The 23,604-nt window shown below is 49.1% G+C and carries 19 protein-coding genes; 9 read left to right on the top strand and 10 right to left on the bottom strand.

Going from position 1 to position 23,604, the window contains the following annotated elements:
* Window positions 1-365: 365 nt before the first annotated feature.
* The 3 genes from ACO6VG_RS13175 (at window position 366) to ACO6VG_RS13165 (ending at window position 4,499) form a co-directional block, all read left to right on the top strand.
* Window positions 366-1,340, top strand: a complete 975-nt coding sequence (locus ACO6VG_RS13175; protein WP_422413428.1) for a YbgA family protein — start codon at window positions 366-368, stop codon at window positions 1,338-1,340.
* 105 nt (window positions 1,341-1,445) lie between these two features.
* Window positions 1,446-1,643 carry a hypothetical protein gene (locus tag ACO6VG_RS13170; RefSeq protein ID WP_422137323.1) on the top strand — a complete coding sequence of 66 codons (198 nt, stop codon included), beginning with the start codon at window positions 1,446-1,448 and terminating at the stop codon, window positions 1,641-1,643.
* Between the two features lie 258 nt (window positions 1,644-1,901).
* Window positions 1,902-4,499 (top strand): ATP-binding cassette domain-containing protein, encoded by a 2,598-nt coding sequence (locus tag ACO6VG_RS13165; RefSeq protein WP_422474281.1) that lies wholly within the window; start codon window positions 1,902-1,904, stop codon window positions 4,497-4,499.
* Between the two features lie 6 nt (window positions 4,500-4,505).
* Here ACO6VG_RS13165 and ACO6VG_RS13160 read toward each other — a convergent pair whose 3' ends face one another.
* The 3 genes from ACO6VG_RS13160 to ACO6VG_RS13150 form a co-directional block, all read right to left on the bottom strand.
* Window positions 4,506-5,378, bottom strand: a complete 873-nt coding sequence (locus ACO6VG_RS13160; protein ID WP_422137321.1) for a class I SAM-dependent methyltransferase — start codon at window positions 5,376-5,378, stop codon at window positions 4,506-4,508.
* A gap of 195 nt (window positions 5,379-5,573) precedes the next feature.
* On the bottom strand, window positions 5,574-5,699 hold the full coding sequence (locus tag ACO6VG_RS13155; RefSeq protein WP_422137320.1) for a hypothetical protein: 126 nt from the start codon (window positions 5,697-5,699) through the stop codon (window positions 5,574-5,576).
* Between the two features lie 171 nt (window positions 5,700-5,870).
* Window positions 5,871-6,101: a hypothetical protein gene (locus ACO6VG_RS13150; RefSeq protein WP_422132702.1), complete on the bottom strand. Its 231-nt coding sequence runs from the start codon at window positions 6,099-6,101 to the stop codon at window positions 5,871-5,873.
* A 26-nt stretch (window positions 6,102-6,127) separates the two neighbouring features.
* Here ACO6VG_RS13150 and argS point away from each other — a divergent pair, with 26 nt between their 5' ends.
* A complete protein-coding gene (argS, locus tag ACO6VG_RS13145; RefSeq protein ID WP_422474279.1) occupies window positions 6,128-7,870 on the top strand; it encodes an arginine--tRNA ligase in 1,743 nt (580 codons plus the stop codon).
* 48 nt (window positions 7,871-7,918) lie between these two features.
* Here argS and ACO6VG_RS13140 read toward each other — a convergent pair whose 3' ends face one another.
* Window positions 7,919-9,511 carry an FMN-binding glutamate synthase family protein gene (locus ACO6VG_RS13140; protein ID WP_422132700.1) on the bottom strand — a complete coding sequence of 531 codons (1,593 nt, stop codon included), beginning with the start codon at window positions 9,509-9,511 and terminating at the stop codon, window positions 7,919-7,921.
* A gap of 186 nt (window positions 9,512-9,697) precedes the next feature.
* Here ACO6VG_RS13140 and ACO6VG_RS13135 point away from each other — a divergent pair, with 186 nt between their 5' ends.
* Complete coding sequence (locus ACO6VG_RS13135) at window positions 9,698-10,186, top strand: DUF29 domain-containing protein (protein ID WP_422474277.1); 489 nt, start codon at window positions 9,698-9,700, stop codon at window positions 10,184-10,186.
* A gap of 31 nt (window positions 10,187-10,217) precedes the next feature.
* Here the strand turns inward: ACO6VG_RS13135 and dtd are convergent, their stop codons facing one another.
* Both dtd and pip read right to left on the bottom strand, forming a co-directional pair.
* Complete coding sequence (gene dtd / locus ACO6VG_RS13130; protein WP_422132698.1) at window positions 10,218-10,655, bottom strand: D-aminoacyl-tRNA deacylase; 438 nt, start codon at window positions 10,653-10,655, stop codon at window positions 10,218-10,220.
* 249 nt (window positions 10,656-10,904) lie between these two features.
* The gene (gene pip / locus ACO6VG_RS13125; RefSeq protein WP_422137317.1) at window positions 10,905-11,858 is read right to left on the bottom strand and encodes a prolyl aminopeptidase; all 954 of its coding nucleotides are present in this window, start codon (window positions 11,856-11,858) and stop codon (window positions 10,905-10,907) included.
* A gap of 267 nt (window positions 11,859-12,125) precedes the next feature.
* Here pip and ACO6VG_RS13120 point away from each other — a divergent pair, with 267 nt between their 5' ends.
* A complete protein-coding gene (locus tag ACO6VG_RS13120; RefSeq protein ID WP_422474275.1) occupies window positions 12,126-13,826 on the top strand; it encodes a CAP domain-containing protein in 1,701 nt (566 codons plus the stop codon).
* Window positions 13,827-13,861: 35 nt separating this feature from the next.
* On the opposite strand, the gene typA is transcribed toward ACO6VG_RS13120, so the two are convergent.
* A complete protein-coding gene (gene typA / locus ACO6VG_RS13115) occupies window positions 13,862-15,676 on the bottom strand; it encodes a translational GTPase TypA (protein WP_422132695.1) in 1,815 nt (604 codons plus the stop codon).
* Between the two features lie 22 nt (window positions 15,677-15,698).
* Entirely contained in the window at window positions 15,699-16,349 is a 651-nt protein-coding gene (locus ACO6VG_RS13110; protein ID WP_422474273.1) for a hypothetical protein, read from the bottom strand.
* A 229-nt stretch (window positions 16,350-16,578) separates the two neighbouring features.
* Here ACO6VG_RS13110 and msbA point away from each other — a divergent pair, with 229 nt between their 5' ends.
* The 3 genes from msbA to ACO6VG_RS13095 all read left to right on the top strand — a co-directional run bounded on the left by msbA (window position 16,579) and on the right by ACO6VG_RS13095 (window position 21,536).
* The gene (msbA, locus tag ACO6VG_RS13105) at window positions 16,579-18,420 is read left to right on the top strand and encodes a lipid A export permease/ATP-binding protein MsbA (protein WP_422132693.1); all 1,842 of its coding nucleotides are present in this window, start codon (window positions 16,579-16,581) and stop codon (window positions 18,418-18,420) included.
* A 123-nt stretch (window positions 18,421-18,543) separates the two neighbouring features.
* Window positions 18,544-19,986 (top strand): bifunctional D-glycero-beta-D-manno-heptose-7-phosphate kinase/D-glycero-beta-D-manno-heptose 1-phosphate adenylyltransferase HldE, encoded by a 1,443-nt coding sequence (gene hldE / locus ACO6VG_RS13100; RefSeq protein ID WP_422132692.1) that lies wholly within the window; start codon window positions 18,544-18,546, stop codon window positions 19,984-19,986.
* Window positions 19,987-20,144: 158 nt separating this feature from the next.
* On the top strand, window positions 20,145-21,536 hold the full coding sequence (locus tag ACO6VG_RS13095) for a hypothetical protein (RefSeq protein ID WP_422413356.1): 1,392 nt from the start codon (window positions 20,145-20,147) through the stop codon (window positions 21,534-21,536).
* A 33-nt stretch (window positions 21,537-21,569) separates the two neighbouring features.
* Here ACO6VG_RS13095 and ACO6VG_RS13090 read toward each other — a convergent pair whose 3' ends face one another.
* A complete protein-coding gene (locus tag ACO6VG_RS13090; protein WP_422413358.1) occupies window positions 21,570-22,379 on the bottom strand; it encodes an aldo/keto reductase in 810 nt (269 codons plus the stop codon).
* Window positions 22,372-23,586, bottom strand: a complete 1,215-nt coding sequence (locus ACO6VG_RS13085; RefSeq protein WP_422413360.1) for an FAD-dependent oxidoreductase — start codon at window positions 23,584-23,586, stop codon at window positions 22,372-22,374. The genes ACO6VG_RS13090 and ACO6VG_RS13085 overlap by 8 nt, the downstream gene beginning before the upstream one ends.
* Window positions 23,587-23,604: the final 18 nt, after the last annotated feature.

Below are 23,604 nucleotides of genomic sequence, written 5' to 3'. Positions count from 1 at the left end.
GCAAGTTTTTTAATCGGTTTATTGTTTCGTAGTATATTCGGTTTTTCTCTGCCCGATTATGTGTCTGGGGCAGTCGGAGGTTTCTCAGCGATATTGATATGGGAGTTTCTCAAGTGAGTGCAACTTGGGCCTTTGTTGTTATCGGTCTTTGTTATTATCAGTGCCGAATCGTTGGACTTATACGTACGCAGTAGTATGTTAGCCTTCCGTGCTATCGTTTTATTCGGACCTGGCAGGAAGCTTACAAAAGATAAAGATGGCCGCTCTTTCCGGAGCCCGGGTCGAACCTTGGTCCGACAGGCTCCCGGGGGTTTGCCTTAAAATAAGTGACATTGAAAGCAAAGGGATAAGAAAGGAAGAGTTAAATGGCTATCGTCTCGATTCCAGAACCTGAAAAAGACATCAAACTCGGCATCAGCGCCTGCCTGATGGGTCAGAAAGTCCGGTACGATGGTGGGCACAAGCGCTCTTCATTCTGCATGAATACCCTGAGCCAGTACTTCCACTTCGAACCAGTCTGCCCCGAAGTAGCCATCGGACTCGGCACCCCCAGAGAGCCAATTCGTCTGGTTGGGGATATCCAAAAGGTTCGGGTTGTGGGTACAGACCATCCGGATGTCGACGTTACCGATCAGCTAACGGATTATGGCTACAAGAAGGCCAAAGAATTAACCGATATCAGTGGCTACATCCTGATGCAAAAATCCCCCAGCTGCGGTATGGAAAGGGTCAAGGTCTACCATGAAAACGGCTGCCCTTCCGGCGTCAGTTCAGCCGGTGCCTACGCCAAGGCCCTGATGGCAGCACAACCCTTACTGCCGGTAGAGGAAGAAGGCCGACTCCATGATCCCGTTTTAAGGGAAAATTTCTTCACCCGGGTCTATGCCTATCACCGCTGGCACAACGAAGTGCTGAACAACCCCAGTCATGCCGCTGTGGTTCATTTCCACTCTGCCCACAAATATATGATCATGGCTCACAACCCCAGTGACTATACAGCCCTGGGAAAACTGGTTGCCAAAGGTGGCAAACTGGAACTGGAATCTTTGCTGGCACAATACTTCGAAGAATTCATGAACACCCTGAAAAAAAGGGCTAACCGCAAGTCCCACACCAATACCATGTTGCACATTCTGGGGTATGTGAAAAAAACCGTGGATACCAAAGAGCGAAACCAGTTTCTCAAACTGGTCGAAGAGTACCGTCAGGGTATATTGCCATTAGTGGTTCCAATGACCATGCTACGCCATTTCATTGAAAATCATGGTAACGATTACATTCGGGAACAAACCTATCTAAACCCTCATCCTGATCAATTAGGACTCAGGAATCAGATCTGAATTCTGACGCTCCACACTAAGCGCCGGACACAAGTGTCTGGTGCTGAGCTACAAACTGTGAAACAGAACCTTCTTGAGCGGTCAAGAACCCTCGCCTGATAGAGGGTGTCGCAAAACTCTCTCCAGCGTGAGAACGAGTTTACTCTCGTCATTCACGGCTTCATTCTCGTCATTCCCGCGAAGGCGGGAATCCACACTGACTCACCACCAGAACCATACTGCCCGGTGCCCCCCTTGGCCTTGTCATCCCCGAAAAGGCAGAGACCCAATGTTGGCGCTGGATTCCCGCCTTCGCGGGAATGACGACTTCAGAGCGTGAGAACGAGCTGTTGAAGTTTTGCGACACCCTCAATAGCGCTGACAGTCACAAAGAAAGCGGAATCACTATTCGGATACTTCGCATCTTGCACGCCACACAGCAGTAGCCTCCTTCCAGATAAGCACTTCAAACTACTTCACTGATTATCAGAAAAGAAGGAACTTTTCCGCCCCCCCATACTCTAATATCTAGTCCACTGAAGTGACACACAAAGAAGAATTAAGAAGTAAAAGGAGTTTTGAGTGCGATTTTTTGTATTGGGATTCATTCTGTCATTAATGAATGAAATGGCTTTCTGTTCAGAATTATTACAACCCTCTTATCCTGATCTGGTGTCTCACCAGCCTCATCAGATATTGCATAATTCTCAGTGGCTGGTAATGCCTGTCCTGAGCGGTATTGCAGGTGGCATAGCTGCGAGCAATTCGCCTGACCAAACCCCTTATACCGTGAGTGCAGGCGTTATTTCCGGTGTCGCACTATCTGGCCTGGATTTACTTTACAATCACGTCAATACATCTGCCTCCTATTATATGAGTGCCGGTGTCATGGGAGCCGCTACCATGAGCAATACTCCCATGCCCAGCTCTATTAATTACCTTTGTGGTTTTGTCGGTGGCGCACTGATTGCTTCAGGCCAGTTTAACTTTCTTGAAAAGTACCTCAGCGCACCCGCAAAGGGAGCCATCAACGGCGCCATCCTGGGAGGAATGCCGGGAGCGGCTGCAGGAGCGGCTCTCGGTGCAGTCGATGAAGTGATGGCAGCCTGTAATCTTACGGGCACCGAGCCCTTATCCACAACATTATCCGCTGTCACTCAGCTAAAAGTAATGACGCCCTTTTTCTCATCGGCTCTGGGCCGACTGCCACTGATTGGCAGCTCGTACAGCTCTGCGGTGTCTCAACTCAATGTTCCTTATTTAATGGAAAGTGCTGGCACTGTCTGGAGTGGAACCTGCCTGTTTACCTCACTTTCAGAAGACGAGCGCTCCCTTTCTTATCTGTGTATCACTCTGAAACCCTCCAGTCGGGAGAATGACAAATCCAATTTGGAAGTCGTTTCTGAAATGGATCAGATCCTGAATGAAATTATGGATCACCAGACCACCCAGAGACTCTCACACATGCAGGCTCTTGCTATAGCAGGCTCTCAACTGATGAGCTCCAGACTGACCAAAATGCGCTCTTCCCGGGCCCAGTCTCTTCATACAAGTCTGTCAAACTTTAATCCAAGGTTCGGTCTAAAACCTGAAGAGGCTTTATCCGGTTATGTTGAAGCCGGTCTGTCAGTGGGCTATTTCTGCCTGCCATACGTAGGACACTGGTTGATGGATTCGGTGATAGAAAGCTACTACAGAATTCTGATGACGCAAGCTGCAGAAGATGAACTGGAGAGTCTCTTTTTCGATGACCAGAATTTTATAAGACTGAATCTGGATAAAAATCTCGACACCCTGATTGCCGGAATGGATGTCAGTATCCACAACATCGTCAATGCCGGTAGCTCACTGAAGCGTTCGCTGGCCCGCGCTTATATCGGTGGTTTTTATGACCTTTCTTTTATTGTCAAAAGCGGCGCTGCCGATATGCTGGTGTTCATGGATATCTATAGCAAAATGACTGAGTCCGTAACCCTGAGCCTTAACCAGGGAGCCCTGGATCTGGAAACCAAAAGGCATTCCCTGAGCACTAAACTCGACTTGTTGAAAAAAGACTTCAACACCAATGCACGAACCATTGGCAACGGTGCCAAAAAGGATTTTATGGTCGAAAAGTATTCTGAGCTGCTGCTGGCAGTTCGTGAAACAGAAGCCAGCCAGTCTAAAGCAGGGCTGATTTCGGGCAGCTGGAGCATAGCAAAAGGCCTTGTCGACTTCGTCGCCAAAAGCCTTTTTATTGTCAAAAAGATGAGCACTGGGGAAGTTGCATACGACGATTATCAGGCCCTTCTTTTCGCTTCTGACAGTGTTTCCGACGCCTTCTCGTGGCACGCTAATAACGTCGAAAACCTGCTCAGCTTCGATAAAGCACAATATAGCATTTACTCACTGGGAGCAGAAATAAACGATCCCCCGGCGGAACTTTGGAAACAGCCTGACTATCGGGCAAAAAAAGGGGATGAGGTCGCCATTCGTCTGGACGCCTTCTCCATGGGACATCCTGAAGGAGTGCTGATGACCGATCAGGCATTGACCATTCCCAAGGGCTATTATGCGGTTTCCGGTGCTTCTGGCAGCGGCAAGAGCAGCCTGCTTTCAAAGATCAGAAGAGAAGCCGGCAACGGTATCTGGGCAACGGGTAATGTGACCTACACCACTGCCAATGGCGAGTTGCCTGAAGTCTTTCATGCCGAACAGTTAACCTACATTCCTCCGAACACAACCCTGAGAGAACTCGTCACGTTAAGATTGGAAACCGACTCAAACGACCCGCATCCTCAAAAGCCAGAACACAGAGGCGACCTGACAGATAGAGAGTTAATCAACATGTTGCAGGAGATCGATTTCTACCCTGAAGATCAATGGCACCTTCTGGAAGAACAGCTTCGCGACGAACGCAACTGGAAAGATCAGCTCAGTGGTGGCCAGATTAAAAAACTGGCGCTGCTCTCGGTGATTAACCGGCGCCCTGAAGTAGCCATACTGGACGAAATTTTCGCCGGGATGGATCAGGCATCGGTGCAACGGGCACAGGAAATGTTAAAAAGATATCTGCCTGACAGCCTGCTGCTGATCGTCGACCACAATGCAGCCCACAATAACCACCATGGATTTTTTACGGGCAGAATCCACCTTGAAGACAGCCAGGTCAATCTCTGGGAGATGGAAAGTGAACAGTAATGTTCTTTATTTATAAGCAACAATGACCATATCGTATTTTGGAATCGGAATGTCCTCACCGGTCTTTACATCCTTAAGCCACACTTTTCCACGAATCCGGTGCTCTAAAATCCATTCATTATCAAAAAACTTAGCTACATGAACTTTAAAACCAACGTCGTTCAGCATAAAGATAAGTTTGCGGGGATGAATGAATCCGTAATGTTCTTTAATTTCTGCATGCCAGTCTTCCGTATAGTCCTTTCTGAACATGTAATCATAAGCTGATGCCATATCCGTCTCGACGGATTCATAATCTTCGGTACTCTCATACGAACCAATTGGCACATGTCGGCTATGTTGCCAGAAGCCGAGTGCAAATTCAGCGAAACAATGTCGGTCCTTTACATCAGATTTTGCGTGATAAAAACGAACTTGCCTCGTATCATCTTCAGGTCGGGCAAAATCTTTGATAATGATTCTCCCCCCTTTCTTAAGCGTCTGATAGGCAAGCTCTAAAGCATTTTTAACAGCGTCGAGAGAATCTTCGTTGTAGGAATAGATCTCATGAAGGACCGCAGCCATTATCACTGCGTCAGCATTCATGCCATAAGGTTTATTGCCACTGCCCTGCTCAAAATGAAGATTTTCTATTGCGCTGTATCGACTTTGGGCATGGGCTATCATCGGAGGCTGAATATCGATCCCCTGAACCATTAATCCGGGATTTTCCCTGGCAATGGCTGCGGCCACAGCACCAGTGCCAGATCCTACATCAATAATAAATGCCCCGTCGTATAATGGCAGATGGGGTAACAGCCGGGACAGTTTGTGTTGTAAAGCAGCATCCATCTGATTGGTGTAAAGGTCGAAATTACGATGCTCGGCAGCCGCCCCCATTAAACTGGACTCATATTGTCCGGTTAAAAAATTAACTGCCGAAACATTAACTAAAGGTGCTAATGCCAGCCATAGAGTCAGGGCAAAGCAGAAAGTCCTCAAAAACATCGCAAGCTCTCACTGATCTGAAGAATATTCAAGTGTCTGAATTCAAATCCTTATGTTTAGTCGCTTTTTGGAAAAAAGACAGTTATTTTATTTTCCCATTGATGGCGATAAATCCGGTTTATCAGCCTCTGCAGCAGCCGGGGTAGACAAATCAACCAGCTGACCATGGTGATACCCGACTTCACATTTCTCGACAGTGGCAACATTTCTCATGATTGAAGAAGACTGCTATTGTCTCAAAGCCGTTTTATTCGCTATTATTTCCCGCTATGAAATCACTCTCATCAGCCACTTCATCTGCCTCTCAGGCGGCAAGTCCTGAAAGGCTTCAGTCAGCATCTGATATTGCCCTCTGTTGCGGCAACTTTCCGGGCTGCCTGACATTCACATTGCGACGATGCCAAGGCTGAAAGGTTGCTTTTCAGTCACCATCACTTTCGACATCCTGCTTTTTTGCAGAACAAGGCTGCCGCTGACCGGAAAGGTCAACAGGCGCTCTATTAGAGACGCCCAAGCGATAGAAAAATATTTTGAAAAACCATCAACAATGAGACGCAGACAGTGCAAAATATTTTTCCCGATGAGCAGCCAAGAGAGAAAAAAATCATCGCACACAAGTTTCAGACCAAGGAATTTTTTCCATGAATATTCTTAAACTGCTTGAAGACAGAGTCATCAAAGCACTGATCGCCGCCGGAGCCCCAGAAGACACCCCTCCGATGGTTCGTCAGAGCGCACGGGCCAACTTTGGTGACTATCAGTGCAATGCGGTGATGGCAGCAGCCAAGAAAATGGGACTCAAACCTCGAGATCTGGCCCAAAAAGTAGAAGAAAACCTGGATCTGGAAGGCATTGCTGAAAAAACGGAAATTGCCGGACCCGGCTTCATTAATATCTATCTCAAGCCAGAATGGCTCGCTGCCAGACTGAAGGAAGCAGTAAAAGACGATCGTTCCGGTGTAGCCTCTGTCGACAGCCCGGAAACTGTGATTGTCGATTACTCCGCGCCTAATGTTGCTAAAGAAATGCACATTGGCCACATTCGCTCCACCATCATTGGTGATGCCACCGCTCGAACCCTGGAATTTCTGGGCCACAAGGTCATTCGCCAGAACCACCTGGGAGACTGGGGGACTCAGTTCGGTATGCTGATTGCTCACCTCGAAGAACTGGAGCAAGACAGTCAGGAAGCTCAGGCTATGGAGCTTTCAAATCTGGAAGCCTTCTACAAGGCGGCTAAAAAACGTTTTGACGATGACGAAGTGTTCGCCACAAAAGCCCGTGAATATGTTGTCGAATTACAATCTGGCGATGAGCACTGCCTGAAACTCTGGAAAAAACTGGTTGATATCACTCTGTCTCACAACCAGGAAGTCTACGAGCGATTGAATGTTTCCCTGACGCCATCCGATGTTATGGGTGAGAGCGCCTACAATGACAGCCTGCCTGCCATTATCAATGCACTGGACAGCAGAGGCCTGTTGAGTGAAGACCAGGGGGCAAAAGTGGTCTTTCTGGATGAATTCAAGAACAAAGACGGCAACCCGATGGGTGTCATCGTTGAAAAGTCTGGCGGCGGCTTTCTCTATTCTACAACCGATCTGGCGGCCCTGCGGCACCGGACTCACGCCTTGAACGCCGACCGTGTTCTTTACTATGTTGATGCTCGTCAGGGACAACACTTTGACCAGATCTTCACCATTGCCCGCAAGGCCGGCTTTGTCAATGAAGATACCCGCACAGAACATCATGCATTCGGTATGATGCTGGGCAAGGATGGCAAACCGTTCAAAACCCGTGCCGGTACTACCATCAAACTGGTAGATCTGCTGGACGAAGCTGAAGAGCGTGCAGCCAGACTGATTGCCAGCAAAGCCTCTGATCTCAACGAAGAACAAAAGTTCAAGGTTATCAAAGCCGTTGCCATGGGCTCGGTAAAATACGCTGACCTGTCCAAAAACCGCACCAGCGACTACGTTTTCGACTGGGACACCATGCTGGCCTTCGAAGGCAACACTGCGCCTTACCTGCTCTACGCCTATACCCGTATTAAAAGCATCTTCCGCAGGGCCGGAGTTTCTGAAACCGACCTCACCGGTAACATCCTGGTTGAAGAGCCTTCCGAGAGAGACCTGGCTCTGAAGCTCAACCAATTCAGCGAAACCATTGAGCAGGCTGCCCGTGAAGGAACGCCTCACGTACTTTGCGGCTACCTCTACGACTTGTCTGGTGCATTCATGAGCTTCTATGAAAACTGCCCGGTTAACAAAGAAGGCGTCAGCGAACCCGTTAAAAGCAGCCGCCTGCAATTCTGTGCCCTGACTGCCCATATCCTCAAGAAAGGCCTTGACCTGCTGGGCATTGAAACCGTTGAACAGATGTAATCCTGTTTAACCCGGAAAATGCCGACTTTAATGTCGGCGCTTTCTATTTCAGGCAATCAGCCCGGGGAAAAACTCATCAGCCGAAGCCTGGGCCCAGTGGTTGCTGTAGCCAACCATATCATCGCGATTCAACAGGCATCCTGTTTCCAGAACCGGGTATATGGTTGCGTAAGAAGCTTCTGTCTGATCGGCGAGACGTCGGAAGATATGCCTCGCATTCAACTGTTCCGGGCTTTCCAGCCCCATTGCTCCAACAATATCGAGAAAACTGGCCACCGTCACATGGTGATAATTTGCTACCCGGATCTGTTTTTCAGCGATGTTGACGGCACTGCCTCTGACCGGGTCCTGAGTGGTCACTCCGGTCGGGCATTGATTGGTGTTGCACTTCAATGCCTGAATACATCCCACAGCAAACATCATGGCTCTGGCTGAGTTACACAGGTCAGCACCCAAAGCAATCTTTGTCACCATATCAAAACCCGAGGCTACCTTGCCGCTGGCAATGATCTTTACTTTCTCTCTCAGACCTGCACCCGTCAGGCAGTTGTTCACAAAGACCAGGGCTTCATTCAACGGCATTCCCAGCCGATCAGTATACTCCACCGGGGCTGCACCTGTGCCTCCCTCTGCGCCATCAACCGTAATAAAATCCGGTGCCAAACCGGTTTCCAGCATGGCTTTACAGATCCCCATAAACTCCACTTTGTTGCCCAGACAGAGCTTAAAGCCTACTGGCTTACTGGCAATACCCCTGAGATGATCAATAAATAAAATCAGCTCTTTAGGCGTTGAAAAAGCCGAATGCGCGGGAGGAGAAATGACGGCCTCTCCCTCAGGAACACCTCTGGCTTCAGCAATTTCTTTTGAGACTTTAACGGCGGGTAGCACGCCACCATGGGACGGTTTGGCTCCCTGGGATAATTTGACCTCAACCATCTTCACGGCTTCATGCTTTACTTTTTCAGCAAAACCTTTTTCGTCGAAGCCACCTTCTTGTGTACGACAACCAAAGTAACCTGTGCCGATCTGCCAGACCAGATCCCCTCCTTCTGCCAGATGGTGTCGGCTTAACCCGCCTTCTCCCGTATTGTGAGCAAAGTCTCCCCTGCGTGCGCCCGCATTCATTGCTCTAATGGCATTGGCACTCAGGGCGCCAAAGCTCATGCCGGAAATATTCAGCCTTGACGCCAGATAAGGTTGTGAGCAGGAATGTTCACCGATCAGTATTCTTCCATGGCTGGCATCCACCTCTTTGGGGGTCAGGGAATGATTGGCCCGATGGTAGCCGCAATCGGTCAGTTCAAACTGGGTGCCAAAAGGTTGGGTATCAGACACGCCCTTGGCTCTTGAATACACCATATTTCGGATTTCACGATTAAAAGGTTTGCCACTCTGATTTGACTCGATAAAGTATTGATGAATCTCGGGACTGATAAACTCCAGCGCATAGCGCATATGGCCAATGACAGGATAATTTTTCAAAACGTTATGATTGGTGCAGGTCAGATCAAAAATCCCGACCAGAGTGTAAGGCACCAGAAAAACAAACAGCCAAAGTATCCCGGGCCAGAAAAACGACAGAAGCAAGGTGATCAGCATTCCGCCAACGGCAACCCAGAAAAACAGTTTACGAGCCATTTCTCCACCTTTTTCAGCGAGAAAGTCCAGATAGCTGGATCTGATGCTCTTGAGTCTTGATGATAAAACGGTCTTTGGCAATGCTCCTTCTTTTGTCCCCCTCCGCAAAGGCATCTAAACCTTGGGAGTTCATTTTGATTCCCTTCTGTTTTTTGCCTACAGTGGTAAGGCAAATGGAGGTATTTTATGGAAAATCTTTACGAAACCGATTACACCCAATGGCTTGGCCAGCAACGGGAACTTCTGGCCCAGGGGCAATTTGATCAGCTTGACGTCCCTAATCTTTTGGAGGCGATAGATATACAGATGGGCAATATTGCCGACGAGTTAGGTTCCCACTTGATCATATTGCTAGTGCATCTTCTCAAATACGACTATCAGAAACAGGTACTGAAAGACCCTTGGGTTAAAGATAAAGTGATCCATACCTGGATGCCAAGCATCAATAATTCAAGAACACGAATTGGACGCCACATACAGAAAAATCCCTGCCTGCAACCCAAAGTTAATGACCTGCTGGCCGAGGTTTATCCGCATGCCAAAAAAGATGCCATCAAACAAATGAACCATTACATTCGCACTGAGGCCAGTCGCCTGAACAAAGACAGCTTCCCCGAACAATGCCCATGGACTTTCGAGCAAATCACCGATGACGACTGGCTGCCGGGAGATTAACCCTTCTGGCGTTTTTCCATCGAATAATACTTCAGACTTCGAGATTGAAAGTAACCGGCCCATCATTCAACAAAGAGACTTTCATGTCGGCACCAAAACGACCCGTTGCGACATCGTGATGAAGAGTTTGGGCACGCTCGACAAAATAATCATACAGCTGTTCACCATGTTCAGGAGAAGCCCCGGAACTGAAGCTGGGACGGAGTCCTTTGCGTGTGTCGGCGACAAGCGTGAACTGTGAGACCACCAGCAACCCACCTCCAGTGTCTTTCAAACCCAGATTCATTTTTCCATCCTGATCACTGAAAACCCTGTATTTGAGCACTTTATCCAGTAACTTATCCGCTTTTGCCTGATCATCGTCCTTTTCTATGCCCAGCAATAGCAAAAGACCTTCTGCAATCTGGCCTACGGTTTCACCGTTCACTTTTACATTGGCAAACTGAACTCGCTGGATTAATCCACGCATGGGTTATCCTACTCCAGAAGTCTGTATAAAAGGTCGCCCAGGCTAGGAGCCTGACCGAGAATAGCGCCCGTAGCGAGGACGGCAGAAAATTGAGGATGAAAATTCGGTTTTGTGAGGAGAATAGCGAGCTATTTGACGAACAAAAGCGGATTTTCAGACCAATTTGCTGCCGCCGCAGTAGGGCAGTCTATTCTCGGTCAGGCTCCTAGTGCCAGGGCTGGGAAGAAAATCACTTGAACCCATGTGAAATTAACCGAATTTTTCCGCCAACTTATCGGTGGCAATCACCAGTGCATCGACAATACCTGGCTCGGAGGACGAATGACCTGCCTCCCTGATCACCTGAAGCTCTGCTTCTGTCCAGTGATCAGCTAACACCTGAGCGTTATCCAAAGGGCAGATCATATCGTATCGACCATGGACAATAATGCCCGGAATCTGGTCAATGTATTTCATGTCACGAATAATCTGATGAGGTTCAATAAAGCTGTCATTCATGAAGTAATGAGCTTCAAGCCGGGATATGGCTTTTGCGTTATGTGGTTCGCTGCAAAATTCTTCAGCATCAGGACAGGGCTTCAATGTGCTGATCCTCCCTTCCCATAATGCCCAGTGCTTGGCGGCATTCATCTGTGCCAGCTCATCATCACCGGTCAGGCGATTGTAATAAGCTTCCAGCATATTACCTCGCTCACTTTCCGGAATAATTTCTTCAAAGTGCTTCCAGTGATCCGGAAACACTCTGCCGGCTCCCTGCTTGGTGTAGAGCCAGTCAAAGTCCTTCTGTCGGGACAGAAAAATCCCCCTGAGCACCATGGCCATAACCCTTTTAGGGTGAGCCTGAGCGTAGAGCAGAGACAGGGTAGAGCCCCAGGAGCCGCCAAAAAGAAGCCATTTTTCAATACCCAAATGTTTTCGAATCTGCTCCATATCAGCAATCAGATTCTGGGTGGTATTCCCTTCCAGCTCAGCATGGGGCAGCGACCGACCACAGCCTCGCTGATCAAAAAGGATGATTCTATATTTCTCGGGATCAAAGAATCGCCGCGATTTTTCTGAAGTACCCACCCCGGGCCCGCCGTGGACAAACAACACGGGAATACCATCTGGACTCCCGCACTCTTCCACATAAAGTTGATGAACGGTATCTACAGCCAGTTTGAAAACAGAGTATGGCTTTATAGCCGGGTAAAGCGTGCGCATGTTCCTTCCTTCAGAAGTCACTGAATCAAGCGAAGTCAGTCAGCTGAGCAAACAGAGCATCTGATCCACCTCTTGTCACTGGGACACTGCCGAAAACTTAAATCAGACAGGCTCCCAGCACTCTACAATACTCTTAAAAACCAAGGTTTTCCAAGCATTGTCACGGCTTCTGAGGAACTTTTACGCCTCTTGGCTATCTAAGTTTCATAGCTGATATGAAAGGCAGGGAGTGCCTATGTATAACGTTGAAACAGCGAGCAGTAGTCGATGAACAAGCCATTTCTTCACAGGTCCATTAATCCATTGATCATAGCTTTGGCGTTCTCCACCGCCATGGGTTTTTGCCATGCTGCAGTGGTGGACCCCTTCCCGGTGGATAATTCTGAGGAGCTGAACAGACACCTCTCAAGCCACAATTATCAAATGCCTGAAAAGTGTAACAAAAATGCAGATCAGGGAAGTTGCTGGGCCCGCTCCATCATGAGCCTTCTCAGTGAACAGGAACTTAGCCAACTCTACAGGCAGTCGGCAGAGTACCTTAACTACCCGGACGATCAGTCAATTAATGCGGCTGCCCTGCATCTCTATCTTGAAAGTCACAGCACGGTCATACCTGAAGGTGCGACACCGGGTGTGCCTATCAACCATCTGAACACTCAACTGGCCATTCTTCTTAAGAAAAGAATACTGACAATAACGCCGTTAGCGGATGGATCGATTGCTATTCAATTCTTCTCAGGCTTTGAAGATGGCAGCTATGAAATCGAGGAAAACATCATTTCATTGTCAGAAGAGCCTGAAACTCTTTTCTCAGCCTTAATCACAGCAGATATAAGCCTTTTCCTGAACCCCGGCGTTAATGACACTCCTGGTCATGTGCAGCCCATTGTCTTCAATCTGCAACCCCATCAGACACCCGGGGCAGCTCTTGCTGAAGACTCGCTGAATGCAATGATCAATCGACCTGCCAGAACACTTGAGATCTTCGCTGGTAGCAGCGGTGATATACCACCTTACTTTTTCTCTGCGCTCCAATTTGGCGTCAGAAATGTCCGCCACCAACCCAGTCTGGAGGAGATGGAGCGCGAAATAAAAGAGGCCAGAAAAAGAAAATTCGCCAGAGAAAAAATGAAACAAGATGTCGAGCATTACAGAAACGAAGCCGCAAGCGAATATCGAAAAGGAGCCATGACTCGTTTTTGTGCAAGCTGTGCAAAAGGTGCCTTCAAACTGGGTATTCTTGGTGCTGCCTCTGCAGTCATTTACCAGAAATGGGAAACCATTAACGCTTATTCACAAGACTTCTGGAAAGAAGTTATTGCTCCTAACCTGCCAATGATGGCCCGTCTCGATGGCACAGGGGTGATAGGAAACTCTAAAGATCTGCCTGAGGAACTGGTTGGCTACGTTGATACAATTCCGGAGAAAAGTCGTGAAGCCTGGAAATATCTCACTTTCAAAGTGGACAGCTACCTGAGATCACGTTGGTCTGACTCTCGCTGGACTCATTCTCATTGGTACAACGAGGTCCTGGACCAACCCACCCAGGGCTTTGCAAATCAGGTGCTAACCGCTGTCAATGCTATACGCTCTAAACCGCAGGTCTGTGGCAATACCGTCATGCGTGCAGTCGGACGTTTGCGCTGGAACTACTCTCTTGAAGCAGCGGCCTTCAAACACGCAACGGATATGGCCAATAAAAATTTTATGAGCCATGTAGGTTCAGGTGGCAGTGAAATCAATCAACGAATTGAAGCACAGGGTTATCGCTGGTCAGCTCTTGCCGAAAACGTTGCCGTAGGCCAACACAACCTGGACGCTGTGTTAAAAACCTGGATGAACAGTCCGGGGCATTGTAAAAATATCATGTCGCCTGATGTCACCGAGATGGGAGTCAGCTTTGTAGAGAATCCCTCCGGCCGATCCAGAAAATACTGGGCCCAGGTTTTTGCTTCACCAAAATACTGACCGGGGCGCTGCCCCCGGTCAGAACAGCCACTCAATTATTTACTGCGGCTGGCGCGCTTGCGCTCATGCTCCTTCAGGAATTTCTTGCGCAGACGGATATTGTCAGGTGTAACTTCCACCAGCTCGTCATCGTCGATAAATTCCAGGGCCTGTTCCAGGCTATGTCGGATAGGCGGTGTCAGTTGAATGTTTTCGTCAGAGCCGGAAGCACGAACGTTCGTCAGCTGTTTACCCTTGGTCGGGTTAACCACCAGGTCATTGTCACGATTATGCAGACCAATGATCTGACCTTCATAAACGTCAACGTTCGGGTTCAGGAACAAACGACCACGATCCTGTAAGTTCCAGAGCGCATAGCCCAGCACCTTACCATTCACCATAGAAACCAGAACACCGTTCTTGCGGTGAGTCACTTCGCCATCTTTCACGTCACCGTAGTGATCAAAGACATTGGTCAGAATACCGCTACCAGAAGTCATGGTCAGAAACTGGGAACGAAAACCGATCAGACCACGGGCAGGCATGATGAACTCCAGGCGAATACGGCCCTTGCCGTCTGGTACCATGTTGGTCAGTTCTGCCTTACGGTGTCCCATCTCTTCCATCAGAGAGCCCTGATGTTCTTCCTCAACATCCACAACAACCTGTTCGTAAGGCTCCTGCAAAACGCCGTCAATCTCCTTGATGACAACCTCTGGACGGGAAACCCCCAGCTCAAAACCTTCACGGCGCATGGTTTCGATCAGAACCGACAGATGCAGTTCACCACGACCAGACACCTTGAACTTGTCAGCATCATCACCCTGCTCAACACGCAGCGCTACGTTATGCAGCAGTTCGCGATCCAGACGCTCTTTGATATTACGGGAGGTCACATACTTGCCATCCTGACCTGCAAAAGGAGAATCATTGACCTGGAAGGTCATGCTCACGGTTGGCTCATCCACCGTCAGTGCTGGCAGCGCTTCAACGTGATTTGGATCACACAGGGTGTCTGATATGTTCAGCTTGTCGATACCCGTTACACAAACGATATCGCCAGCACGAGCCTCTTCCACGTCTACACGTTCCAGACCCAGGTGCCCCATAACCTTGAGGATCTTGGCATTGCGCTCATTGCCATCGGCACCAATCAAGCGAATCGGAGTTGAGGGCTTGAGAACACCACGGGTGATACGACCAATACCGATAACTCCCAGAAAGCTGCTGTAGTCCAGGGCAGATATCTGCATCTGGAAAGGCGCATCGACATCCACCTTGGGAGAAGGGACATTATTGACGATCATTTCAAACAGTGGCGTCATATCTTGTGCCATGTTTTCAGGATCATCACCGGCAATACCATTCAGTGCAGAAGCGTAAATAACCGGAAAATCCAGCTGCTCTTCGGTAGCACCGAGACGATCAAACAGATCAAAGACTTCATCCATGACCCAGTCCGGACGAGCACCAGGACGGTCAATCTTGTTGATAACAACGATAGGGCGCAGACCCTGCTCAAAAGCTTTCTGGGTGACAAAGCGGGTCTGAGGCATAGGACCGTCAACCGCATCCACCAGCAGCAGAACCGAATCCACCATGGACATAACACGTTCCACCTCACCACCGAAGTCGGCGTGTCCGGGTGTGTCCACAATATTAATGTGGTAGTCCTGCCAGTTGATGGCGGTGTTCTTGGCCAGGATGGTAATGCCCCGCTCCTTCTCCTGGTCATTGGAATCCATGATCCGTTCGGCACCCTGATCTTTTCGACCCAGAGTTCCGGACTGCTGAAGCAGCTTGTCAACCAGGGTGGTTTTACCATGGTCAACGTGTGCGATGATGGCAATATTGCGTAACTTTTCTATCACTGTCTTTCTCTCTTAAAATCTTTCAGGTGTGCTTCATTACAGCTTCGACCTTGTCCACATCCAAATCCGCCAGCCTGGCGTAGGTGGAACAAAATGTCTGGTCCTTAATCAGATACTGAACATCCTGCTCATAACGAGCCAGATGATGTAAATTCCTCAGCCTTAACGCTTCTTTCAGAGGACTCCGGCTAAAGCGCATATCGGCAATGTCTATCAGCCCAAGAGCACCGTCGGGCAACTTGAGAATATTACCCATGTGCAGGGAGCGAAAATAGACGCCCTGTTTATGCAGCTGCGCAATATATCGGGCTAACTGCTCGACCAGAACTCGGGTTCCATCTTCATCCAGAGCAGGGAAAACCTGCCTGAGGGTCCGACCCGGCAATGGCCGATAATGGACAGCTGTTTTTTTATATCTTCCAAGACGGTAGCAGCTAATAATGTCAACCGTTTGAATGCCACGGGTCACGAGTTCCGAGGCATTTCTGGCGAACCGGACAGAATATGGCTTAAACCACGCCGAGCTGATAGTGCTTTTAACCCGAAACAGTTTCAGAAAAGTCTTATCTTTCAGTTTCAGAACCTTGTCGCCAAAATGGTCCTGCTCTATCACCTCAGCCCCTTCGATCAGGGCCTGATAAGCCGTGGAAGATAATCGCTGCATACCACTCATGTCTGTTGAGTACTCATTATTTCCACAATAAAAAAAGCGGCCAATCATACCCTAGCACGAAACATTCATAAAGCCGCTTTGATCCGGGTAAAGGAGGGCAACGCAAGGTAGAGCTTTACCAAGAACGTCATTTTACGGTAAAAATCATGGTTTTAGAGGCTCTATCCATTGAGCCCACAGCCAGATTCATCCAGAATAGGCCCCTCATTTTTAACTGATTACAGTGGCCATGTCGGAACACGCCAAGTCGGGAAGCCTGCAGATTTACCTGCGCCTTCTCAGCTATGTAAAGCCCTACTCGGGCTTTTTTGCCCTCAGTATACTGGGCTATGTCATGTTTGCGCTCAGCCAGCCAGCTTTTGCCCGTTTGCTGGAATATTTTGTTGAAGCGCTCGAAGGCAGCTTTGCCACTATTGACAGAGACCTTGGGAGTTTTCTTCCCGCTTCTATCATGACTTCGGTGGCCCTGATTCCTATCGTCATGTTGTCTATTGCCATATTCAGGGGGATTGGTTCCTTTCTGGGTAACTACTTCCTGGCCAAGGTGTCCTTATCGGTTGTGCACGACCTGCGCTGCCTGATGTTTAACCGAATGATTCAGTTGCCCAATAACTACTTTGACAACAACAACTCCGGGCACCTGATTGCCAGAATCACCTACAACGTGGGTATGGTGACCTCGGCAGCAACCGATGCCGTCAAGGTTATTGTGCGGGAAGGCCTGACCGTTGTTTTCCTGTTCGGGTATCTGATCCTGACCAACTGGAAGCTTACCCTGGTATTCATCGGCGTTGCTCCCATCATTGCCCTGGTGGTCAGTGCCGCCAGCAAACGTTTCCGTAAGCTGAGTTCGAAGATTCAGACATCCATGGGGGATCTGACCCACGTCAGTTCGGAATCGATCAATGGTTATCGGGTAGTCAGAGGCTTTGGTGGTGAGAGTTATGAAACCAGCCGCTTTTTTGATGCCAGTGATCGCAATACCCGTCAGGGGCTGAAAATGGTCAAGGCTTCCGCTGTCCATACGCCCACCCTGCAATTCCTGGTTAATACAGCCCTCGCTATTCTGTTCTTCCTGGTGCTGTGGCTAAAAGGAGATGCAACCACCGCTTCTCTGGTGAGTTTTGTCACGGCTGCGGCACTGCTGCCAAAGCCTATTCGTCAGCTGAGCGAAGTAAACGCCAACATACAAAAAGGTATTGCCGCAGCAGAGAGCATTTTTGAAATGGCTGACCAGCCTTCCGAACCTGATAACGGCACCTTTGAAAAGGAAACAGTTGCAGGCAAGCTGGAGTTTCGAAACTTGTTTTTCACATATCAGAATACTGACAAACCCGCCCTGAACAATATTAACTTCACTGTTAATCCGGGTGAGACTATTGCTCTGGTGGGCCGCTCGGGATCGGGAAAAACAACACTGGCCAACCTGGTTCCCCGTTTCTACACCTACGGACAGGGTCAAATTCTTCTGGATGATACGCCCATTGATGATTACAGCCTGAAGAACCTTCGCAGTCATATCGCTCTGGTAGATCAGAATGTCACTCTGTTTAATGATACAGTGGCTCGCAACATTGCCTATGGAGACCTGCGCGACAAAGATGATTCTGACATTCACCTGGCTGCTGAAGCCGCCCATGCCAATGAATTCATCAAGAATATGGCTCAGGGCATGAACACGCTGGTTGGTGAAGATGGCGTGCTGCTCTCGGGTGGCCAGCGGCAGCGTTTGGCCATAGCCAGGGCTATTCTGAAGGACGCTCCCATTCTGATTCTTGATGAAGCCACTTCGGCCCTGGATACCGAATCCGAGCGTCATATCCAGGCGGCCCTGGATGAAGTCATGAAGAATCGAACAACGCTGGTCATTGCTCACCGACTTTCCACCATCGAGAATGCTGACCGTATCATTGTGGTGGATAAAGGCGAAATTGTAGAGAGCGGCACTCATTCCGAACTACTGGCCAGAGAAGGTCATTATGCCAAACTGCATCAGATGCAGTTCCAGGAAGAGCAGGAAGAAGTCGTAGAGGTGATACCTTTGGCTTCTTCGCAGCCATTACAACATTGAACGCTTTAAAAAAGCTGAGGTTTTACCATGATTACCCATCAAGACGATTTCGTGGTAAACCTACCGGAAACTGGGCCAACTTACTTGGCAGGCCTCCCAAGATACCGAAGCGGAAGACACTGAATGAAACTGACTCTGCCACGATTTAATGAAGCCAGGGTTCTGGTGATCGGCGATGTCATGCTGGATCGATACTGGCACGGCGGCACCTCCAGAATCTCCCCTGAAGCACCAGTACCTGTTGTTCGCGTCACCAATATAGAAGATCGCCCCGGCGGCGCTGGCAACGTAGCCCTTAACATTGCCTCTCTGGGCGCCCCGACCTGGCTGATAGCTGCTACCGGAGATGATGAAGCAGCCGACTCCCTGCAGACCCGTCTTGAAGCGGCCGGAGTCTATTGCGATTTTGCCCGGCTGAAAGATATGCCTACCATCACCAAACTCAGGGTCATCAGCCAGCATCAGCAACTCATTCGCCTGGATCAGGAAGAACCTTTCTCCGTTCTCAGCAGCGATATTCTCGAAGAAAAAGCAGCCAATTTGCTGAATAACATAGGGGCTGTCATTCTTTCTGATTACAACAAGGGTACCCTGCAGAACCACCAGCAGCTGATCAAACTGGCACGTACAAAAGGCGTTCCGGTCCTTGTTGACCCAAAAGGTACAAACTTTGAGCGTTACCGTGGTGCTACGATCATTACTCCGAACCTGCAAGAATTTGAAGCCGTTGTCGGCCGCTGCGCAGATGAGCAGGAGCTGATCACCAAAGGTCACCAGTTACTGGACGAGCTGGAGCTTGACGCCATGCTGATCACTCGCAGTGAGCACGGCATGACCCTGATTCGCAGAGACGAAAAGGAACTGCACCTGCCAGCCAGAGCCCGTGAAGTCTTTGATGTGACCGGCGCCGGAGACACCGTAATTTCCACTCTGGCCACTGCACTTGCAGCGGGGGCTGAACTGCCCAAAGCAGCCGCTCTGGCCAATATTGCAGCCGGTATTGTGGTTGCCAAGCTGGGGACTGCAACGGTCAGCATGCCAGAGCTGCGCCGTGAGGTGAACAGAGAACTGGGCGCAGAGCGTGGCGTTGTGACCCCGGATCAGCTCAAGATTGCACTGGAAGACTCCCGGGCCCATGGCGAAAAGATCGTCTTCACCAACGGCTGCTTCGACATTGTTCATGCCGGCCACGTGGGTTATCTGGAGCAAGCCCGAAAGCAGGGTGACAGGCTGGTACTGGCTATCAACAGCGATGCTTCTGTAAAAAGATTGAAAGGTGAAGGCCGCCCCATTAACTCGGAAGATCGCAGAATGGCGGTACTGGCAGGCCTTGAAGCTGTGGACTGGGTCGTATGCTTCGAAGAAGATACACCTGAAAACCTGCTCAGAATGGTTAAACCTGACGTTCTGGTAAAAGGCGGTGACTACACCATTGATGAAGTGGTCGGTGCTCCTATCGTCTACGAATACGGCGGCGAGGTGAAGGTTCTGGCGTTCCTGGATAACTGTTCGACAACAGCCATTGTTGAAAAGATCAGGAAGGACAAATCTAAAGAGTCTGCTTGATACTTTTATCACTTGATACTTTTATCATAAAACAACAGTATTGCCGCCAACTTTTCGACAGTTAGCGGCTATCTTCTTCAAAACCCAAGGCTAGCCACTCTCCAGAACTTCGCCCTCTATAATAAGTTGAAAGCACTCAAAGATTCAGGGATAGAGTAATGGGTATTATCAACGGCGGCGAAAAGATTTCTATCAGCCCGACATGGTCTGAACATGCTCAACAGAAAGTTGATAAACCCAGGGGACGCCATAAAGGCTCTTCAGTATATTCCATCGAAAATACCGTCCCTCAAAACGGGAAAGGCAAGAAACTACCGATAAAAAGCCTCTTCTCCCGCTGTGTCAGCAATTCTGATAAAGCCGCAGCGAAAGAAAAGAAAGCCACTGAGAAGAAAGCCGTCAAAGCGTTTATGGTGGCAATGGATGATGTCAAAAAAGCAGTAAACAACAAAAATGGCAGTTCTGAGTCTGTTCAGAAAGTGATTGACAAGCACGCCAAAAACAAGGGTGAATTGGAAGACCTGTTGGCTAACCTGACCAGAAAATCCGGACAAGCAGCCTTGCAACCTCATGTTCAAAAAGCATTCAAGGAGGCCGGTCTTTCTATGATGCTGTCGAAAGCAAGAGATAACGCTCAGCCACTAAAAAATACCACAGATCATGGTCAGTCTTTCAGAGATGCACTGGATAAGTGCATGGCACCGTTAAGGGCTGAGCGGCAAGAACTGAATTACTCCACTTATCCTGACTCTATTCGAGATCAGCTTAAATCTTATCCCGCACTGACTGAATGCCTGGTGGAAGAACTACCCAACTCAAAAGGATATTCTTCTCCCAACAATCGATATTCTGCTATTCAGGCCCAGACTATTCTGACCTGCCAATGCTTTGAACAGGCTCACCAAATTAAGCAAAATCTGAACAGAACTATGAAGAGTCAACAATTACCCCCTGAAACAAAAAGCAAGATCGCGAGTGCTTTAAATGAGGTTCAGGGAATTTTAGAAGCTACGCAAAAAGACCTCAAAAGCCTGCACCGTAACTACGCCATGAAAGGAGAGGGTCATTTCCTGAACACTGAATACCGAGAGAGTATCAAGGAAAGAATTCATTCAGACCCTGTTAGCAAAGATTCATTCAGTAGCAAGCAAACTTCCAGCAAGCGCCAACCGGTCAGTCAATCTATACCGGCTCAGGAAAACAGGGTTCAACCTGAAGCCAAAGCAGCTCATAAGCCACCTGGAAGAGTAGCACCCGCCATTCCTTTCGATGCTTCTCTTGCAGCCCTGAAAAAAGAGAGGCCAGAGCTGTCACGTGAAGCAGGCCTACTAGGTGATTATCTGAAGGAACTGCAGACTTTCTGCAATTCACGAGAGTTAGTTAACCTTATGGGTAAAGATTTTTCAGCTTACAGAGACGCAGGCTGGAGCTTTGACCAGTACGCATCCCTGTGTCAGCATGCAGCTGGATTCATTGCAGAAAACCGGTCACTGACACCTGCTGAAGCGATGAATGCGGCCTATGAAAACATCACAACCCCGCGCCAATAAAAACCTTTTTTCTCTAACCTGGCCGCCAGAGAATCAGCTCTCAAGAAGTCTGATGACTCTGGCGCACGACTCTGCATTACTCTTGAGGTGTAACGGATTAATAGTGCCAATCACTGCCGCCGAGGTCGCAGGATGAGAGAAAACCAACTCCATGCTTTTCTCCACCGGATCTTCACCTTCCAGACAAACATGCCCACTGGCCAGAGCTTTCTTGATCAGAATGCCCTTATCGTTCCGGAGAGCGTAATCAAGTACCGGTTTCTCAGCCTGCTCCTTCAAGTTATAAGTCACCATGGCGATATCCGACTTTTCCAGCGCCATAATGCCGCCTTCAACAGTTTTGGTAGACATGCCTGACGCCAGAATCTTGCCCTCTTTTTTTAACGCTTCCAGTACTTCCAGACAGCCATATTGCTGAATAATATTGACGTCATCACCATAGGAATGGACCAGCACCATTTCAATCCAATCAGTATTCAGCCGTTTCAGACTTCTCTCGATGCTGAAGCGAATATGTTCCGGTGTGAAATCAAAACGAGACTCACCGTTCTCAAACTCTTCTCCGACTTTACTGCAGATAACCCAGTTGTCTCTCTGACCTTTTAACAAAGACCCCAATCTTTCTTCACTGGTGCCGTAGGCTGGTGCTGTGTCCAGCAGATTAATACCCAGGGTTTGTGCCAGTTTCAGAAGCTCTCTGGCCTCGCTATCATCCGGAATCCTGAATCCGGATGGGTATTTTACGCCCTGATCCCTGCCCAGCTTTACGGTTCCGAAACCGATGGGAGAAACCCGGATATCGGTACCTGCAATGGTTCTTGTCTCAAGTCGGTAATCAGTCATGATCGACAAATGCCCCGCTCCAGAAGGGTTGGCAGATTTCAGGATGCTGAACATCCTCTGGCAAAGCAAAGCCTTCATTGCCAGAAGGCGAGAGTTGCTGCCTGTTCAGCACTTTAATGACCTCATCAGAAAGGTTGGGTGCCAGCGCCAGCTTGGTCGGCCAGGAAACAATGCCGTTTTCTATCTCATGAATGAATGCGGCATCCGGTCTCAGCAGTCTGCTCTGTCTGGGTTCGGCCCGGTTTACAAACATCGTCGCCCATTGGGCATCGTCCAGATTAACCCATGGCAATAATGCAGTCAGCTCACGCCGGGCCACCCGGATCTGTTGTTCCGGTGTGCGTTCCATCCCGTCTTCCGCAATTTCGCCCCCCAGATACCAGACCCAGCTGCCTTCACCATCCGGATGGCTGGTGACTGTTATTCTTGGAACGGGTTTAGTACCCAGACAATGCGCGAAGAGCGGCTCAGGATGACGATGCCGAACCATAACCATATGAAGCGGCCTTCTCTGCATCTCTGGCCGGGAGAGTCCCCAGAGTTTTATCAGGTCCTCTGTGCCTTCGCCCGCCGTGGTAACAAACTTGCTGGCCCTGATTTGCAGGGTTTTGCCTCCAAAGGTATGCTCGATGAAATCTATTTTTTTGCCTTCAGTGACAATACGGGTGTTTTCAGACCAGTCCACCTTGAGAATCCGATCTTCCAGACCTTTCACCAATGCATCGATGACCGTCCGGATATCCAGCACGATCTCATTGAGCTGATAGACTTTGCCCAGAAACGCTTCATGACGAAAAATATCAGGAAAATCCTCCGGTTTCTTCAACTGCTCCACCCGACCGCGCAAAGCCTTGCTGGCGAAAAACGTAGTAAGCCTGGAACCCACATCACCGGGAGACCATAGATACTGGAACTCAGAGAGTATAACGGCTCCCGACAGATCAACCTCACCTTCCCCCCTGAGAGCCTTGCGCCAGCGGTCTGGCATGCCGACAATACACTCTGCCGCCTTGGTCAGAGTGCCGGTCAAAGTGTACTTGGTCCCGCCATGAACGATCCCCTGGGATTTGATCGTCTGACCACCGCCGAGGGTAGCATTCTCCAGCAGAAGGGCTTTATAGCCTTGCTGATTGAGGGTATTGAACAGCCAGAGACCGGCAATGCCTCCGCCAATTACAACAACATCTGTTTCTATGGTCTGAGTCATATAAAGTGGATCAGAGAG

Origin of the sequence: Endozoicomonas sp. ALB032, from assembly GCF_049310125.1 — a bacterium.
In the GTDB taxonomy this organism is placed as follows: Bacteria; Pseudomonadota; Gammaproteobacteria; order Pseudomonadales; family Endozoicomonadaceae; genus Endozoicomonas_A.
The sequence above is the reverse complement of the archived record's forward strand: the minus strand, read 5'-3'. Positions and strand labels throughout refer to the sequence as shown.